General features: G+C 72.5%; 10 protein-coding genes and 1 pseudogene. 9 read left to right on the forward strand and 2 right to left on the reverse strand.

Annotation, left to right across the window (positions count from 1 at the left end; translation table 11 throughout):
* The first annotated feature begins 156 nt into the window (after window positions 1-156).
* From AB0B20_RS27325 to topA, 4 genes are all read left to right on the forward strand, one after another.
* Window positions 157-2,508: a sodium-translocating pyrophosphatase gene (locus AB0B20_RS27325; protein WP_357474594.1), complete on the forward strand. Its 2,352-nt coding sequence runs from the start codon at window positions 157-159 to the stop codon at window positions 2,506-2,508.
* A 101-nt stretch (window positions 2,509-2,609) separates the two neighbouring features.
* Complete coding sequence (locus AB0B20_RS27330) at window positions 2,610-3,152, forward strand: hypothetical protein (RefSeq protein WP_357390696.1); 543 nt, start codon at window positions 2,610-2,612, stop codon at window positions 3,150-3,152.
* Window positions 3,143-3,751, forward strand: coding sequence for a hypothetical protein (locus AB0B20_RS27335; RefSeq protein WP_357474597.1), 609 nt, complete (start codon window positions 3,143-3,145; stop codon window positions 3,749-3,751). Before AB0B20_RS27330 ends, AB0B20_RS27335 begins: the two co-directional genes overlap by 10 nt.
* 267 nt (window positions 3,752-4,018) lie before the next feature.
* Window positions 4,019-6,853: a type I DNA topoisomerase gene (gene topA / locus AB0B20_RS27340; protein WP_357474600.1), complete on the forward strand. Its 2,835-nt coding sequence runs from the start codon at window positions 4,019-4,021 to the stop codon at window positions 6,851-6,853.
* A 47-nt stretch (window positions 6,854-6,900) separates the two neighbouring features.
* On the opposite strand, the gene AB0B20_RS27345 is transcribed toward topA, so the two are convergent.
* Window positions 6,901-8,205: a D-arabinono-1,4-lactone oxidase gene (locus tag AB0B20_RS27345; RefSeq protein ID WP_357474603.1), complete on the reverse strand. Its 1,305-nt coding sequence runs from the start codon at window positions 8,203-8,205 to the stop codon at window positions 6,901-6,903.
* Between the two features lie 228 nt (window positions 8,206-8,433).
* Between AB0B20_RS27345 and AB0B20_RS27350 the strand changes: the two genes are divergently transcribed.
* Window positions 8,434-9,009: a TetR/AcrR family transcriptional regulator gene (locus AB0B20_RS27350; RefSeq protein WP_357474607.1), complete on the forward strand. Its 576-nt coding sequence runs from the start codon at window positions 8,434-8,436 to the stop codon at window positions 9,007-9,009.
* 64 nt (window positions 9,010-9,073) lie between these two features.
* Here the strand turns inward: AB0B20_RS27350 and AB0B20_RS27355 are convergent, their stop codons facing one another.
* Window positions 9,074-10,282, reverse strand: coding sequence for an amino acid deaminase/aldolase (locus tag AB0B20_RS27355; protein ID WP_357390687.1), 1,209 nt, complete (start codon window positions 10,280-10,282; stop codon window positions 9,074-9,076).
* 217 nt (window positions 10,283-10,499) lie between these two features.
* Here AB0B20_RS27355 and tmk point away from each other — a divergent pair, with 217 nt between their 5' ends.
* The 4 genes and pseudogenes from tmk to AB0B20_RS27375 all read left to right on the forward strand — a co-directional run.
* Window positions 10,500-12,656 carry a dTMP kinase gene (tmk, locus tag AB0B20_RS27360; protein WP_357390685.1) on the forward strand — a complete coding sequence of 719 codons (2,157 nt, stop codon included), beginning with the start codon at window positions 10,500-10,502 and terminating at the stop codon, window positions 12,654-12,656.
* The gene (locus AB0B20_RS27365) at window positions 12,653-13,948 is read left to right on the forward strand and encodes a DNA polymerase III subunit delta' (RefSeq protein ID WP_357390683.1); all 1,296 of its coding nucleotides are present in this window, start codon (window positions 12,653-12,655) and stop codon (window positions 13,946-13,948) included. The genes tmk and AB0B20_RS27365 overlap by 4 nt, the downstream gene beginning before the upstream one ends.
* Before the next feature lie 131 nt (window positions 13,949-14,079).
* Complete coding sequence (locus AB0B20_RS27370; RefSeq protein WP_013473591.1) at window positions 14,080-14,409, forward strand: YbaB/EbfC family nucleoid-associated protein; 330 nt, start codon at window positions 14,080-14,082, stop codon at window positions 14,407-14,409.
* Window position 14,410: 1 nt separating this feature from the next.
* Window positions 14,411-14,644, forward strand: a pseudogene (locus AB0B20_RS27375) (hypothetical protein); the annotation flags it as partial.
* Window positions 14,645-14,703 lie beyond the last annotated feature (59 nt).

The following is a 14,703-nucleotide window of genomic DNA, read 5'->3' on the forward strand; positions in this document are numbered from 1 at the left end:
GGGTTGTCAGCAAGTGATCCCATCCCGTAGCCGGCGGGAACGGGAGCATCGCTGATCCGCCGGGGTGGGTCGGCACGCGCTTGCGAGTCCGCATCCAGGCGTCGGCCCGTGCGTCTCCACGGGTCGGCGCGAGTTGTTCGGTACAGGAGGACATAGATGTCCGGGACCTTGGCCGCCGACGGCGGCGCACTGTCCCTTACCGGAGCCAACGTGACGTACGTCGTCATCGCCGCGGTCATCGCGCTGGTGGCGCTCGTCTTCGCGGCCGCCCTCACCAGGGCGGTCCTGGCGGCCGGTAAGGGAACCACCAACATGCAGGAGATCTCCGGCGCGGTGCAGGAGGGCGCGTCGGCGTACCTCCTGCGGCAGTTCCGCACGCTGGCGATCTTCGTGGTGATCGCCGTCGTGCTGCTCTTCCTGCTGCCGGTGCACGACACCGACGGCAACGAAACGCTGGTGAAGGTCGGCCGCTCGGCGTTCTTCGTGGTGGGTGCGCTGTTCAGCGCGTTCATCGGCGGCGCCGGCATGTGGCTGGCCACCCGCGCCAACCTGCGGGTCGCGGCGGCCGCCCGGGAGCGGGAAGGCGGGCGCGAGGGCGCCATGAAGATCGCCTTCCGCACCGGCGGCGTGGTCGGCTTCCTCACCGTCGGCCTCGGCCTGTTCGGTGCGGCGCTGGTCGTGCTGATCTTCCGGGGCGACGCGCCGACAGTGCTTGAGGGCTTCGGCTTCGGCGCCGCGCTGCTCGCCATGTTCATGCGGGTCGGCGGCGGCATCTTCACCAAGGCCGCCGACGTCGGCGCCGACCTGGTCGGCAAGGTCGAGCAGGGCATCCCCGAGGACGACCCGCGCAACGCCGCCACCATCGCCGACAACGTGGGCGACAACGTCGGCGACTGCGCCGGCATGGCCGCCGACCTGTTCGAGTCGTACGCGGTCACGCTCGTCGCGGCGCTGATCCTCGGCCGGGCCGCGTTCGGTGAGACCGGTCTGGTCTTCCCGCTGATCATCTCCACCATCGGCGTGCTGGTCGCGATCGTCGGCGTCTTCATCACCCGGCTGCGCGCCAGCGACCGCAACGGCCTCACCGCGATCAACCGGGCCTTCTACCTGTCCGCGCTGATCGCCGCCGTGCTCGTCGCGATCGCCGCGTTCGCGTACCTGCCTGCGACGTTCGCCGAGCTGGAGGGCGGGCTGCCCGACGTCGACCGCAACCCGCGGCTGGTCGCCATCGGCGCAGTAGTGATCGGTATCGTGCTGGCCGCCGCGATCCAGGCGCTGACCGGCTACTTCACCGAGACCAACAGGCGCCCGGTGCAGGACATCGGCAAGAGCTCGCAGACCGGCGCCGCCACCGTCATCCTCGCCGGCATCAGCGTCGGCCTGGAGTCGGCCGTCTACTCGGCGCTGCTGATCGGCGCCGGCGTGTTCGGCGCGTTCCTGCTCGGCGGCAGCTCGCTCACGCTGTCCCTGTTCGCCGTCGCGCTGGCCGGCACCGGCCTGCTCACCACGGTCGGCGTCATCGTCGCGATGGACACGTTCGGCCCGATCTCCGACAACGCGCAGGGCGTGGCGGAGATGTCCGGCGACATCGACGAGCACGGCGCGCGGACGCTCACCGAGCTGGACGCCGTCGGCAACACCACGAAGGCGATCACCAAGGGCATCGCGATCGCCACGGCGGTGCTGGCCGCGACCGCGCTGTTCGGCTCGTACACCGACACGCTCAAGACGGCGTACGCGGACGCGACCGGGAATCAGGACACCACCGCGCTGATCGACGAGCTGCTGAACGTCGCCAACCCGCGCAACCTGGTCGGCCTGATCATCGGCGCGGCCGTGGTCTTCCTCTTCTCCGGCCTGGCCATCAACGCGGTCTCCCGCTCCGCCGGGGCAGTGGTGATGGAGGTACGCCGCCAGTTCCGCGAGCTGCCCGGCATCATGGACCGCACCCAGCGGCCCGAGTACGGCAAGGTCGTGGACATCTGCACCCGGGACGCGCAGCGCGAGCTGATGACCCCCGGCCTGCTGGCCATCCTGGCCCCGATCGCCGTCGGCTTCGGCCTCGGCGCGGGTGCGCTCGCCGCGTACCTGGCCGGTGCGATCGGCGCGGGCACGCTGATGGCGGTGTTCCTGGCCAACTCCGGCGGTGCCTGGGACAACGCCAAGAAGCTGGTCGAGGACGGCGCGCACGGCGGCAAGGGTTCCGACGCGCACTCCGCCACTGTCATCGGCGACACCGTCGGCGACCCGTTCAAGGACACCGCCGGCCCGGCGATCAACCCGCTGCTCAAGGTGATGAATCTGGTCTCGCTGCTTATCGCACCGGCCGTCGTCGCCTGGAGCGTGGGCGACGACAAGAACAACCCGCTGCGCATCACGATCGCCGTGGTCGCCGCGCTGATCATCGCGGGGGCCGTGGTGTTCAGCAAGCGCAAGGGCGTGGCGATGACCGACTCGGACAGCGACGCCGGCACCCCGGACCAGCGTCCGGAGACGGTGAACGCCTGATCGCACGCGACGGTTCCCGGCCGGCCCCGGCCGGCCGGGAACCCCGCACCCGGCAAACCTGACCGGTGGCGGTTCCGCCCGGAGGTCGTACGCTGCATCGCATGCGTACGCGCCGGGCGGCAACCGCCGGAAAGCTCACGGTGGTCCTGGCCACGCTGGTCCTCGTCGTCACCGGGTGCGGTGGCGGTCCCAGCCCCCGGGTGTGGGCCGCGTCGGTGTGCCAGGCGCTCGCCCCGTGGCGCGCGGAGATCTCCAAGCTGACCAGCAGCACGCAGCAGCAGATGACCGCGCAGACCACCCCGGCGCAGGCCAAGGAGAACCTGGTCCGGCTGTTCGCCGGGGCCGAGCAGGCCAGCGAGGACGCCCGGCGCAAGGTCGAGGAGGCGGGCGTGCCCGAGGCCGAGCGCGGCGCCGAGGTGTCCGCCGGGTTCCTGGGGTCGCTGGGCAAGATGCGCGACGCGTACGGCCGGGCCCGGGACTCCATCGACCGGCTCGACACCGCCCAGGCCGGCCCGTTCTACGACGGCGTGCGCGCCGCAGTGGACACGCTGAACAAGGAGTACGACGCGAGCGCGCTGGACACCAGCAAGCTCAACTCGACAGAGCTGAAAGAGGCCTTCGACGAGGTCCCGGAGTGTCGCTGACCCCTCCCACCCCGAACCCCGCCCGCCAGCCCTCGCTGTTCTCCACCGAGGCGGCCGATCCGGCGCTGGCGGATCTCGCCGGCCTGCTCGCCGGGCCGGGTGAGGTGGGGCGGATGGGCGGCACCGCCCGGATCTCGGTGGTGGTGGACGCCGCCTGGCGGGTGCACGTGCTGGTGGCCGAGCTGGGCGCCCGGGGCGTGCCGGCGAGCTGGGAGCCGGCCGAGGACGGCCGGCACCGGGTGCGCACCGCGTACACGAGCATGCTGGCACCGCTCGCGCGGGCCTGGCTGCGCGGCGCGGTGAAGCGGCCACCGGCCCGCTTCCACCTGGACGGGCGGCGGCTGCGGCTCTGGGCGGCCGCCGCCGGCACGGCCGAGCCGGCCGGTTTCCGGCTGCGGCTCGGACCGGCCGACGAGCCGTCCTGGCCGGTGGTCCGCGCCGCGCTGGCGGCGGTGGGACTGCCGGCGGCGTTCGTGGAGCCGGACGAGGGCGGGCCCGCGTTCCGGATCGGCGCACGGCGGATGTCCCGGCTCGCGGAGCTGGTGGGGGAACGGCCGGCGACGGCGCTGGTGGCGGAGTGGCCGGGCTCCCGAGGATGACAGCCGGTGTCCGAAGCCTGACACCCGGCTACGGATCCGCCGGAGTGCGCGATCGTCACAGTGACACGCCTGCTGCCCTACCCACGGTGTACCGTGACGCCGTCCGGCAGGGTGCGGCCGGCGGGCACCGGGAGGGCGGCCCGTTTGCCGCCCACGAAACCCGGAACGCGGACGGCGCGTTACGTTGGACATCCGGACCGCGTGTGGTCCGGGTGGCGCAACACGGCCCGAAGCGGGCATGGCGTAGGAGTGAGGTCGGGGAGAGACGTGCCGAGCAACGCTGGAACCACCCGTCTGGTCATCGTCGAGTCACCGGCGAAGGCCAAGACGATCTCGGGCTACCTCGGCCCGGGGTACGTCGTGGAGGCCAGCTTCGGCCACGTCCGGGACCTGCCCCGCAACGCCGCCGACGTCCCGGCGAAGTACAAGGGTGAGCCGTGGGCACGGCTCGGCGTCGACGTCGACAACGGCTTCCACGCGCTCTACGTGGTCTCGCCCGACCGTAAGCAGCAGATCAGCAAGCTGGTGAAGCTGGCCAAGGAGGTCGACGAGATCTTCCTGGCGACGGATGAGGACCGCGAGGGCGAGGCCATCGCCTGGCACCTGGTGGAAACGCTCAAGCCCAAGGTGCCGGTCAAGCGGATGGTCTTCCACGAGATCACCAAACCGGCCATCCAGGCCGCCGTGGCGAACCCCCGGGAGATCGACCGCGACCTGGTCGACGCCCAGGAGGCGCGGCGCATCCTCGACCGCCTCTACGGCTACGAGGTCTCGCCGGTGCTGTGGAAGAAGGTCATGCCGAAGCTGTCGGCGGGCCGGGTGCAGTCCGTGGCGACCCGGATCGTGGTCGAGCGGGAGCGCCAGCGGATGGCGTTCCGCACCGCCGAGTACTGGGACATCCTGGCCACGCTCGCGGTGGCGAAGCCGGGCGAGGGCCCGCGTACGTTCAACGCCACGCTCGTCGCGCTCAACGGCGACCGGATCGCCACCGGCAAGGACTTCGAGCCGACCACCGGCCGGGTGCGGCCCGGCGCGGGCGTGGTCCACCTCGACGAGGGCGGCGCCCGAGGGCTCGCGGCCCGCCTGGCCGACCAGCCGTTCACCGTCACCCGGGTCGAGGAGAAGCCCTACCGCCGCCGCCCGTACGCGCCGTTCATCACCTCCACGCTCCAGCAGGAGGCGGCCCGCAAGATGCGGTTCTCGTCGCAGCAGACGATGCGCACCGCGCAGCGCCTGTACGAGAACGGCTACATCACCTACATGCGTACCGACTCGGTGAACCTGTCCGAGACGGCCATCACGGCGGCCCGCCGGCAGATCGTCGAGCTGTACGGCGAGCGCAGCGTGCCGCCGGAGCCCCGCCGCTACACCGGCAAGGTGAAGAACGCGCAGGAGGCGCACGAGGCGATCCGCCCGGCCGGCGACAACTTCCGCACCCCCGGCGAGGTGGCCAAGGAGCTGTCCGCCGAGGAGTTCAAGCTCTACGAGCTGATCTGGCGGCGCACCATCGCCTCGCAGATGACCGACGCGGTCGGCTCCAGCGTGTCGGTGCGCATCCGCGCCGTCTCCTCCGCCCAGGAGGAGGCCGACTTCGGCGCTACCGGCAAGACCATCACCGACCCCGGCTTCCTGCGCGCGTACGTCGAGTCCAGCGACGACGAGAACGCCGAGGCGGAGGACGCCGAGCGGCGGCTGCCCACGCTGGTGAAGGACCAGCCGCTGACCGCCGACGAGCTGAACGCGCAGGGCCACCACACCCAGCCGCCCGCCCGCTACACCGAGGCGTCGCTCGTCAAGGCTCTCGAAGAGCTGGGCATCGGCCGGCCCTCCACGTACGCGTCGATCATGCAGACGATCCAGGACCGCGGGTACGTGGTGAAGCGCGGCCAGGCCATGATCCCGTCGTTCCTGGCGTTCGCGGTGATCGGGCTGATGGAGCGGCACTACCCCCGCCTGATCGACTACGACTTCACCGCCAGCATGGAGAACGAGCTGGACGAGATCGCCGGTGGCGACCACGCCGCCGTCGACTTCCTCACCTCCTTCTACTTCGGCAGCACCAACGGCACCGGCGACCAGGCCATCGCGCACGCCGGTGGCCTGAAGAAGCTGGTCACCGAGAACCTCAGCGAGATCGACGCGCGCAGCGTCAACTCCATCCCGCTGTTCACCGACGACGAGGGCCGCGAGGTCGTCGTCCGGGTCGGCCGGTACGGGCCGTACCTGCAGCGGGCGCTGCCCGGCTCGGTTTCGGGCTCGGCCCCGGCCCCGGCCTCGGGTTCGGCCTCTGGTGAGGGTGAGGGCGAGGAGGGCGGCTCGCAGGGTGACCGGGCGCCGATCCCGGAGGGCCTGGCGCCGGACGAGCTGACCCCGGAGAAGGTGCACGAGCTGTTCCTCGGCGGTGGCGGCGAGCGCAAGCTCGGCGACGACCCGTCCACAGGCGAGCCGATCCTGCTCAAGTCCGGCCGGTTCGGCCCGTACGTGGCCAGCGGCGAGCGCAAGTCATCGCTGCTGCGCTCGCAGACGCCGGACAGCCTCACCCTGGAGCAGGCGTTGCAGTTGCTGCGCCTGCCCCGGCTGATCGGCGTGGCGCCGGACGGCACCGAGGTGTTCGCCAACAACGGCCGCTACGGCCCGTACGTCAAACGCGGTGACGAGTTCCGCTCGCTGGACTCGGAAGACAAGATGTTCACCGTCACGCTGGACGAGGCGCTGGCGTTGCTGGCCGCTCCGAAGACGCGCCAGCGCCGGGCCGCCGCGCCGCCGCTGCGGGAGATGGGCAACGACCCGCTCACCGAGAAGCCACTGGTGATCAAGGACGGGCGCTTCGGGCCGTACGTCACAGACGGCGAGTTCAACGCGTCGCTGCGGCGCGGGCAGACACCGGAGGAGCTGACGCTGGAGCAGGCGTCGGAGATGCTGGCCGAGAAGCGCGCGAAGGGCCCGGCCCCGAAGAAGAAGGCCGCTAAGAAGGCCGCCCCGGCGAAGAAGACAACGGCCGCGAAGAAGACGACCGCTGCGGCGAAGAAGACGACCGCGGCGAAGAAGGCCCCCGCGAAGAAGGCCGCTCCCAAGAAGGCGACCTCAACCCCGAACGAGTGATCTTGGAAGGAAAGGGCCCTCATGAGGGCCCTTTCCTTCCAAGATCTTCAGGAGCCTAGGACCTGGGCCAAGTACGGGTTCTGGAAGATGTGGGCGGGGTCCAGGCGGGCGCGGACGGACTGGAAGTCGGCGAATCTCGGGTAGGCCCTCGCCAGGGAGTCCGCGTCGCGCCAGTGCATCTTGCCCCAGTGCGGGCGGCCGCCCAACTCGGTCGCCACCTGCTCGAACGCCCGGAAGTACGGCTCGTACGGCATGCCCACGTACTGGTGCACGGCGATGTACGCGGAGTCCCGCCCGTACGAGTGGGACAGCCAGATGTCGTCGGCGGCGGTGAAGCGCACCTCGACCGGGAACAGCACCTTGAACGGCAGGCGGTCCACGATCCGGCGCAGCTCGGTCAGCGCGGTGGGCAGCGCCTCGCGTGGCAGGCCGTACTCCATCTCCACGAAGCGGACCCGGCGCGGGGTGCAGAACACCCGGTCGGAGCGGCCGGTGTAGGTGCGTTCGGTGAGCGCGCGGGCGGAGACGGCGCTGATCGTGGGCGCGACGGCGGGTACGGCCCGGCCGAGGCGGCAGGCGCCGGCGAAGACGGTGTTGGAGAGGAACTCGTCGTCGAGCCAGCCGCGCCAGCGGGGCAGCGGCCGGTCGTCGGCGGGTACCCGGTCGTTGGTCTTTACCTGCACCCGGTCGGTGTACGGGAACCAGTAGAACTCGGCGTGGTCGTGCGCCTCGTACAGGCCGGGAAGGTCGTCGAGCACCTCGGCGAGCGGGGCCGGGCGTTCGTGCGCGCGCAGCACGAACGCGTCCACGCAGCGCAGCGTGACCTCGACCAGCACGCCCACCGCGCCGAGCCCGACCCGGGCGGCGTCGAACACGTCGCGGTTCTCCTCGGCCGAGCAGCGCAGCACCTCGCCGGTGCCGGTGACCAGCGTCAGCCCGGCCACGAATGTGGACAGGCAGCCCAGTTTCGCCCCGGTGCCGTGGGTGCCGGTGGAGAGCGCGCCGGCGATGGTCTGGGCGTCGATGTCGCCGAGGTTCGGCATCGCCAGCCCGTGTCCGGCGAGCAGATCGTTGAGCGTGTGCAACGTCATCCCGGCCGGTACGGTGACCAGGCGGCGCGTCACATCTACTGTGACGTCCGTCTCCAACTCGGCGAGGTCGATCCGGTGCCCGTCGGCGACGGCGGTGGCGGTGAACGAGTGGCCGCTGCCGGTGGCGCGGATGGTCCGGCCTGCCGCGGCGGCCTGGCGGACCGCCTCGACGACGTCGGAGACGCTACGCGGACGCACGGTGAGGAGCGCGGTGCTGTGCTGGTTGCCGGCCCAGTTGGACCAGGTGGGGGTACCGGTCATGACGGCCACTCCTCGACATGAATATGAAGTGAATTCATATCAGGAACGTTGTGCCTGGTAAATACCGCAATCGAGCCCGGCTCGTTGTACCGGTAGTCACAGACTCGTGACGTGCAGATATGTTCATCCGTCGAAGGGGGGTGGCGCCGAGTGTCCACACCAGCCGCCACGACCGGGCCGCTGCGTCGGGTACCGGTGCAGGGTCGAAGTGTCGCGCGGGTCCAGCGGATGCTGGACGCCTGCGCCGAGCTCGTCGACGAGGTGGGGTACGAAGGGCTGACCACGACCCTGCTCGCCGAGCGCGCCGAGGTGGCGATCGGGTCGGTCTACCAGTTCTTCCCGGACAAGCGGGCGATAGTGCAGGCGCTGACGCTGCGCACCATGGAGTCCTACCTCCAGCGGCTCGACGAGCGGTTCTCCTCGGACGACCTGACCTACTGGTGGGACGGCGTCGACGCGGCGATCGACGAGTACATCTCGATGCACCGCACCGTCCCCGGCTTCCGTACCCTGCACTTCGGCGACGTGGTCGACCTGCACCTGCTGGACGACCAGCGGGACAACAACGGGGTCATCGCGGAGCAGCTCGCCCGCGTACTCACCGAGCGTTTCGGCCTGGCCGGGGTGCCCGACCTGCGGTTCCACCTGGAGGTCGCGGTGGAGGCCGCGGACGCCCTGATCAAGCTGGCCTTCCGCCGCCGCACCGACGGCGACGAGCGGGTGCTGGTCGAGGCGAAGGCGCTCATCCGGGAGTACCTGCACCGGCAGGTGAACGCCCTCCCGGAGGCCGCCCACCAGGGCTGAGCGACACGGTGAACGGCGGGTTCCCGAGGCGCCGGGGCCCGCCGTCGTCACGTGGTGGAGCAGATCAGAGGAAGGCGTGCCCCTCGCCCCGGTAGGTCGGCACGGTGGCGACCACCGCGTCCCCCTCGACCAGGTGCACCTCGTTGACGTGTTCGCACAGCTCGCCCGCCTTGGCGTGGCGGAACCACACCCGGTCGCCGACGCGCAGGTCGTCGGCGGCCTTCCCGGCCAGCGGGGTCTGCACCTCACCGGCGCCCTCCGCGCCGAGCAGCTTCAGCCCGGCCGGCAGCCACGGCCGTGGCAGCCGGCTGTCCGCCGCCGGGCCGGAGGCGATCCAGCCGCCGCCGAGCACCGTCGCCAGCCCGGGCGCCGGGCGGCGGACCACCGCGCAGGCGAAGAACGCCGCCGGGGTCGGCTGCCAGGCACGGTACGCGTCGAACAGCGTCGGCCCGTACAGGCCGGAACCCGCGGTGACCTCGGTGACCGCGGGGTCGGCGCTGGTGGCGGCCACGCTGCCGGTGCCGCCGCCGTTGACGAACTCCAGGTCGGCGTGCTCGCGTACCGCGCTGACCGCGGCGAAGCGGCGCGCGAGCAGTTCCCGGTACGACCCGCGCTGCGCGACCCGGATCGCCGAGCCGAGCATCGCCTGTCCGGGCGGCGCGTCGCCGAGGCCGGCGATCTGTGCCTCGTACGACATCAGGCCGACCAGCCGGAAGCCGGGCCGGCCGGCGACGACGGCGGCGAGCGTGCCGGCCGCCGTGGCGCTGTGCACCGGGGAGCGGCGCACGCCGACGTGCACCCGGCCCCCCAGCGGGCGCCAGGAGGCGTCCAGGTCGAGGCAGATCCGCAGCGCGGGCCGGCGCGCGGGCGGGCACACCCGGTCGATCAGGTCGAGCTGTGCGGCGTCGTCGACCATCAGCGTCACCGCGTCGGCGAGCGCCGGGTCGGCGGCCAGTTCGGCGAGGCCGCCGCGGTGCGCCGTCGGGTACGCCACGAGCACGTCGTCACTCACGCCGGAGCGGACCAGCCACAGCGCCTCGGGCAGCGTGAAGGCCATCACGCCGTGCCAGCCGGGACGCTTGAGCGCCCGGGTCAGCAGCTCCCGGACCCGTACCGACTTGCTCGCCACGCGCAGCGGCTTGCCGCCGGACCGGCCGGCGAGCGCCTCGGCGTTCGCGTCGAACGCGGTGAGGTCGACCACGGCGTACGGCGGGTCGAGGTGAGCGGTCGCCCGGTCGAGACGATCGCGAGTTTTGTCACGGTCGATGGCCACGTCTGCACGCTAACTGTCTGGACGGCAATGCGAAATACCCTCGCGTCTGTCCGGGCTGCGGCCGGTGGTCTCAGCGGCCTAGGCTCGGCGAGCAGGTGAATGTCGCGGGGGACGACCTCTCCTGCGCGACTAGAGTGTTCCACCGGGGATGCCCAGACCTGGGCCGGCACGTGGAGGTACGGCCATCGAAAGCCAGAACAGCGGCGAGTCGCCCGGCGTGTCGTCGCCCGGGACAGCCGCCGACCACTCGGGTCTCAGCGCCATCCGCTCGGTGCTGCGCATCCGGCCGTTCCGCAGGCTGTGGATCGTGCTCAGCGCCGCCTCCTTCGGCGACTGGCTCGGCCTGCTCGCCACCGCGCTCTTCGCCGCCTCCCAGGTCTCCGGCAGCACCGCCCAGGGCGCCGCGTTCGGTGGCGTGACCGCGATCCGGCTGCTCCCGGCGCTGGTGCTCGGCCCGGTGGCCGGCGTGTTCGCCGACCGGTTCGACCGCCGGTGGACCATGGTCATCTGCGACCTGCTGCGCTTCGTGCTGTTCGCCTCGATCCCGCTGTACGCGCTCACCGGCGCGGCGGGCGGGCTGGTGGTCGGCTGGGCGCTGATCGCCACGTTCCTGATCGAGTCGATCACCCTGCTGTGGATCCCGGCCAAGGAGGCGGCGGTCCCCAACCTGATCCCGCGTACCCGGCTGGAGGCGGCGAACCAGCTCACGCTGATCACCACGTACGGCCTCACGCCGGTGGCCGCGGCCGTCGCCCTGGCCGTGCTGACCCGCGGCCTGCCCAGCGCGGTCGGCGGCAACCTGCCCGACTGGGCCGAGCCGGCCCAGCTCGCGCTCTGGTTCAACGCCTTCTCCCGGCTGGCCACCGCGCTGGTGGTGGCGTTCGGGATCAAGGAGATCAGCCAGGCCCAGCGCGCCGAGGCGGAGCGCACGGAGCAGAGCATGTTCCGGCAGTTCTCCGAGGGCTGGAAATACATCGGCCAGACCCCGCTCGTCCGCGGCCTGGTGCTGGGCATCTTCGGCGCGTTCGCCGGCGGCGGCATCGTGGTCGGCACCGGCAAGTTCTTCGCCAACTCGCTCGGCGCCGGTGACGCCGCGTTCTCGCTGCTCTTCGGCGCGATCTTCGTCGGCCTGGCGCTCGGCATCGGCCTCGGGCCGATGATCGTGCGGGACATGTCCCGCCGCCGCTGGTTCGGCATGAGCATCGTGCTCGCCAGCGCCTCCGTGCTGGTGCTCGCCTTCGCCATCCACCTGTCCATGGCCATCCTCGGCGCGATCCTGGTCGGCGCGGGTGCCGGCATGGCGTTCCTGGCCGGCACCACGTTGCTCGGCGGCGAGGTGGCCGACGAGGTACGCGGCCGGGTCTTCGCCGTGGTGCAGATCGGCACCCGGCTGGTGCTGATCCTGGCCATCGCGCTGAGCAGCCTCCTGGTCGGTGTCGGCGGCTCCCGCCAGCTCACCATCGCCGACCTGGGCATCTCCATCTCCTCGACCCGTCTGCTGCTGCTCGCAGCCGGCGCGGCCGGCATCATCGCCGGCATCAGCGCGTTCGGCCAGATGGACGACAAGAAGGGCGTACCGGTCCTCGCCGACCTGTGGGGCTCGATCCGGGGCCGTCCGCTGATGCCGGCCGAGCCGTTCGTCTCCAGCGGCCTGTTCGTGGTCTTCGAGGGCGGCGAGGGCGCGGGCAAGTCCACCCAGCTCGCCGTGCTCGCCGAGCGCCTGCGGGCGCAGGGCCGCGACGTGGTGGTCACCCGCGAGCCGGGCGCCACGCCGGTCGGCGAGCGGATCCGCTCCCTGGTGCTGGGCACCGCTCCCGACGAGGCACCGTCGCCGCGCGCCGAGGCGCTGCTCTACGCCGCCGACCGGGCGCACCACGTGGCCACCGTCGTCCGCCCGGCGCTGGTGCGCGGCGCTGTGGTGATCAGCGACCGGTACGTCGACTCGTCGCTGGCCTATCAGGGCGCCGGCCGGACGCTTCCGGTGGACGAGGTCTCCTGGCTCTCCTCCTGGGCCACCGGCGGCCTCAAGCCCGACCTGGTGGTGCTGCTCGACGTCGAGCCGCGTACCGGCCTGAACCGGGTCGAGGGCCGCAACGAGGGCACCGACCGGCTGGAGGCCGAGTCGCTGACGTTCCACGAGCGGGTCCGGTACGCCTTCCTCGACCTGGCCGCCGGTGACCCGAAGCGTTACCTGGTCCTCGACGCCTCCCGCCCGGTGGACGAGATCGCCGAGGCGGTGGCCGGCCGGGTGGGTGAGTTCCTCGCCGATCCCGGCGGGATCGTGCACCCCCGTCCGGCGCAGGGCCCGGACACCTCGGTCCAGCCCGAGTTATCCGACGCGGAGCTGGTGACGATGGAGCAACCCCGAAGATGACAGACGTCTTCGGCGATCTGGTCGGGCAGGACGAGGCGGTGGCCACGCTGCGGCGGGCCGCCGCCTCGGCCGCCGCGCTGCTGCGCGCCGCCGCGTCGGTGACCGTCCGCGCGGGCGGGCCGGCCGGCGGGTACGACGACCTCGACGCGCTCGCCGAGGACTACGACGGCGATCCGGCTCCGGTACCGGCCACGCAGGCCGATCCCGGCGCCGGGATGACCCATGCCTGGATCTTCACCGGCCCGCCCGGATCGGGCCGCTCGGTGGCCGCCCGCGCGTTCGCCGCCGCGCTGGAGTGCGTGCACGGCACCGGGTGCGGCAGCTGCCCCGGCTGCCACACCACGCTCACCGGCACCCACGCGGACGTGCGGGTCGTGGTGCCCGAGGGCCTGTCCATCGGCGTCAACGAGATGCGCGCGCTGGTGCTGCGGGCGGCCAGCGCGCCGTCCGGCGGCCGGTGGCAGATCGTGATCATCGAGGACGCCGACCGGCTCACCGAGGCCGCCGGCAACGCGCTGCTCAAGGCGATCGAGGAGCCGCCACCGCGTACCGTCTTCCTGCTCTGCACCCCGTCCACCCACCCGGACGACATCTCCGTGACCATCAGGTCGCGGTGCCGGGTCGTACCGCTGCGGCAGCCGCCGGCGACAGCGGTGGCCGAGGTGCTGGTGCGCCGCGACGGGATCGCGCCGGACGTGGCCGAGTGGGCCGCCGCGGCGGCGCAGGGGCACGTGGGCCGGGCCCGGCGGCTGGCCCGCGACCCGGAGGCCCGGCAGCGGCGGGACGCGGTGCTGGCCGTACCGCGCCGGCTGACCGGCGTGGGCGCGGCGTTCGACGCGGCCTCGGCGCTGATCGAGGCCGCCGAGGCGGAGGCCGCCGCGTCCGTCGCGGAGATCGACGAGGCGGAGCGTACGGCGTTGCAGACCGCGCTCGGCGCGGGCGGCACCGGCCGGGGCGCGGCCGGCGCCATGCGCGGCGCGGCCGGTCAGCTCAAGGACCTGGAGAAGCGGCAGAAGTCGCGGGCCACCCGTGCCCAGCGGGACGCGCTCGACCGCGCCCTGGTCGACCTGGCCGGGTTCTACCGGGACGCGCTCACCATGGCGCTGCGGGCGCCCGTCGCCCCGGTGCACGCCGACACCGCGTCGCTCGCCGGGGCGGGCGCGCAGAAGTGGGACGCCGAGGGCTCGCTGCGCCGCCTGGAGGCGGTGCTTGAGTGCCGCGCGGCGATCGAGGCGAACGTCAAGCCGCGGATCGCCGTGGAGGCGATGATGCTGGCCCTCTGGCGCGGCTGAGCCGGGCCCGTCCGCGCTGTCCACAGGGCATCGACACGCGCGATTGAGGTGCGGTACGGTCCGGTGATGCCGTGGTGATCGTGGCGGCACGCTCAGTGAGGGTTGGCCGACCGGCCGGGAGGAGTCCGCCGATGCCGCGGGGCGAGATCGACGAGGCCTGGATCGAGGAGGCGGTGCGGCGCTACCGCCGGATCGAGAACCTGCAGGCCGAGTTCGACCAGGCGGTCGCGACGGTCGAGGTCACCGTCCGCTCGCCCGACGGGCTCGTCGAGGTGGTGGTGACCGCCGGTGGGCGCATCACCGACGTGCGTTTCCTCGGCCCGCTGCACCACCGCAGCCCACGCGACGTGGCCGGCTCGGTGCAGGCCGCGGTGACCGCTGCCGCCGACGCGGCCCAGTGGGCGCGCGAGAAGCTGCACAACGAGACGTTCGCGGCCTACCGGCCGCTGGCGGGAGCCTGACATGGAGACGCTGCGTGCCCTGGCCGCCCGTCTCGACGAGGCCGGCGCGACCCTCGCCACGCTGGCCCGCACGGTGACCGCCACCGACCCGCCGCACCCCGCGTTCGGCGCGGACGCCGCCGGCCGCCCCGGCGAGGTGGGCCGCGCGCTGCACCGCCAGTGGATGCTCGCCACCGCCGACCGGGCACGCGAGGCGCAGGCCGCCGCCGTCCGGCTGGCCGCCGCCGCGGTCGCTAGTTACTGCGAGGGTTGAAAGTCGGGTCCTTACAGAGCCTATCTTAATCCGTGGCACCG

This window comes from Micromonospora sp. NPDC049151 (genome assembly GCF_040648395.1).
Taxonomy (GTDB): Bacteria; Actinomycetota; Actinomycetes; order Mycobacteriales; family Micromonosporaceae; genus Micromonospora.

Bases quoted from the DNA above. Each gene is read 5' to 3' on its own strand.
- AB0B20_RS27325 (WP_357474594.1), top strand. From the start codon at position 157: ATGTCCGGGACCTTGGCCGCCGACGGCGGCGCACTGTCCCTTACCGGA.
- AB0B20_RS27330 (WP_357390696.1), top strand. From the start codon at position 2,610: ATGCGTACGCGCCGGGCGGCAACCGCCGGAAAGCTCACGGTGGTCCTG.
- AB0B20_RS27345 (WP_357474603.1), bottom strand. From the start codon at position 8,205: ATGACCGGTACCCCCACCTGGTCCAACTGGGCCGGCAACCAGCACAGC.
- AB0B20_RS27350 (WP_357474607.1), top strand. From the start codon at position 8,434: ATGCTGGACGCCTGCGCCGAGCTCGTCGACGAGGTGGGGTACGAAGGG.
- AB0B20_RS27365 (WP_357390683.1), top strand. From the start codon at position 12,653: ATGACAGACGTCTTCGGCGATCTGGTCGGGCAGGACGAGGCGGTGGCC.
- AB0B20_RS27370 (WP_013473591.1), top strand. From the start codon at position 14,080: ATGCCGCGGGGCGAGATCGACGAGGCCTGGATCGAGGAGGCGGTGCGG.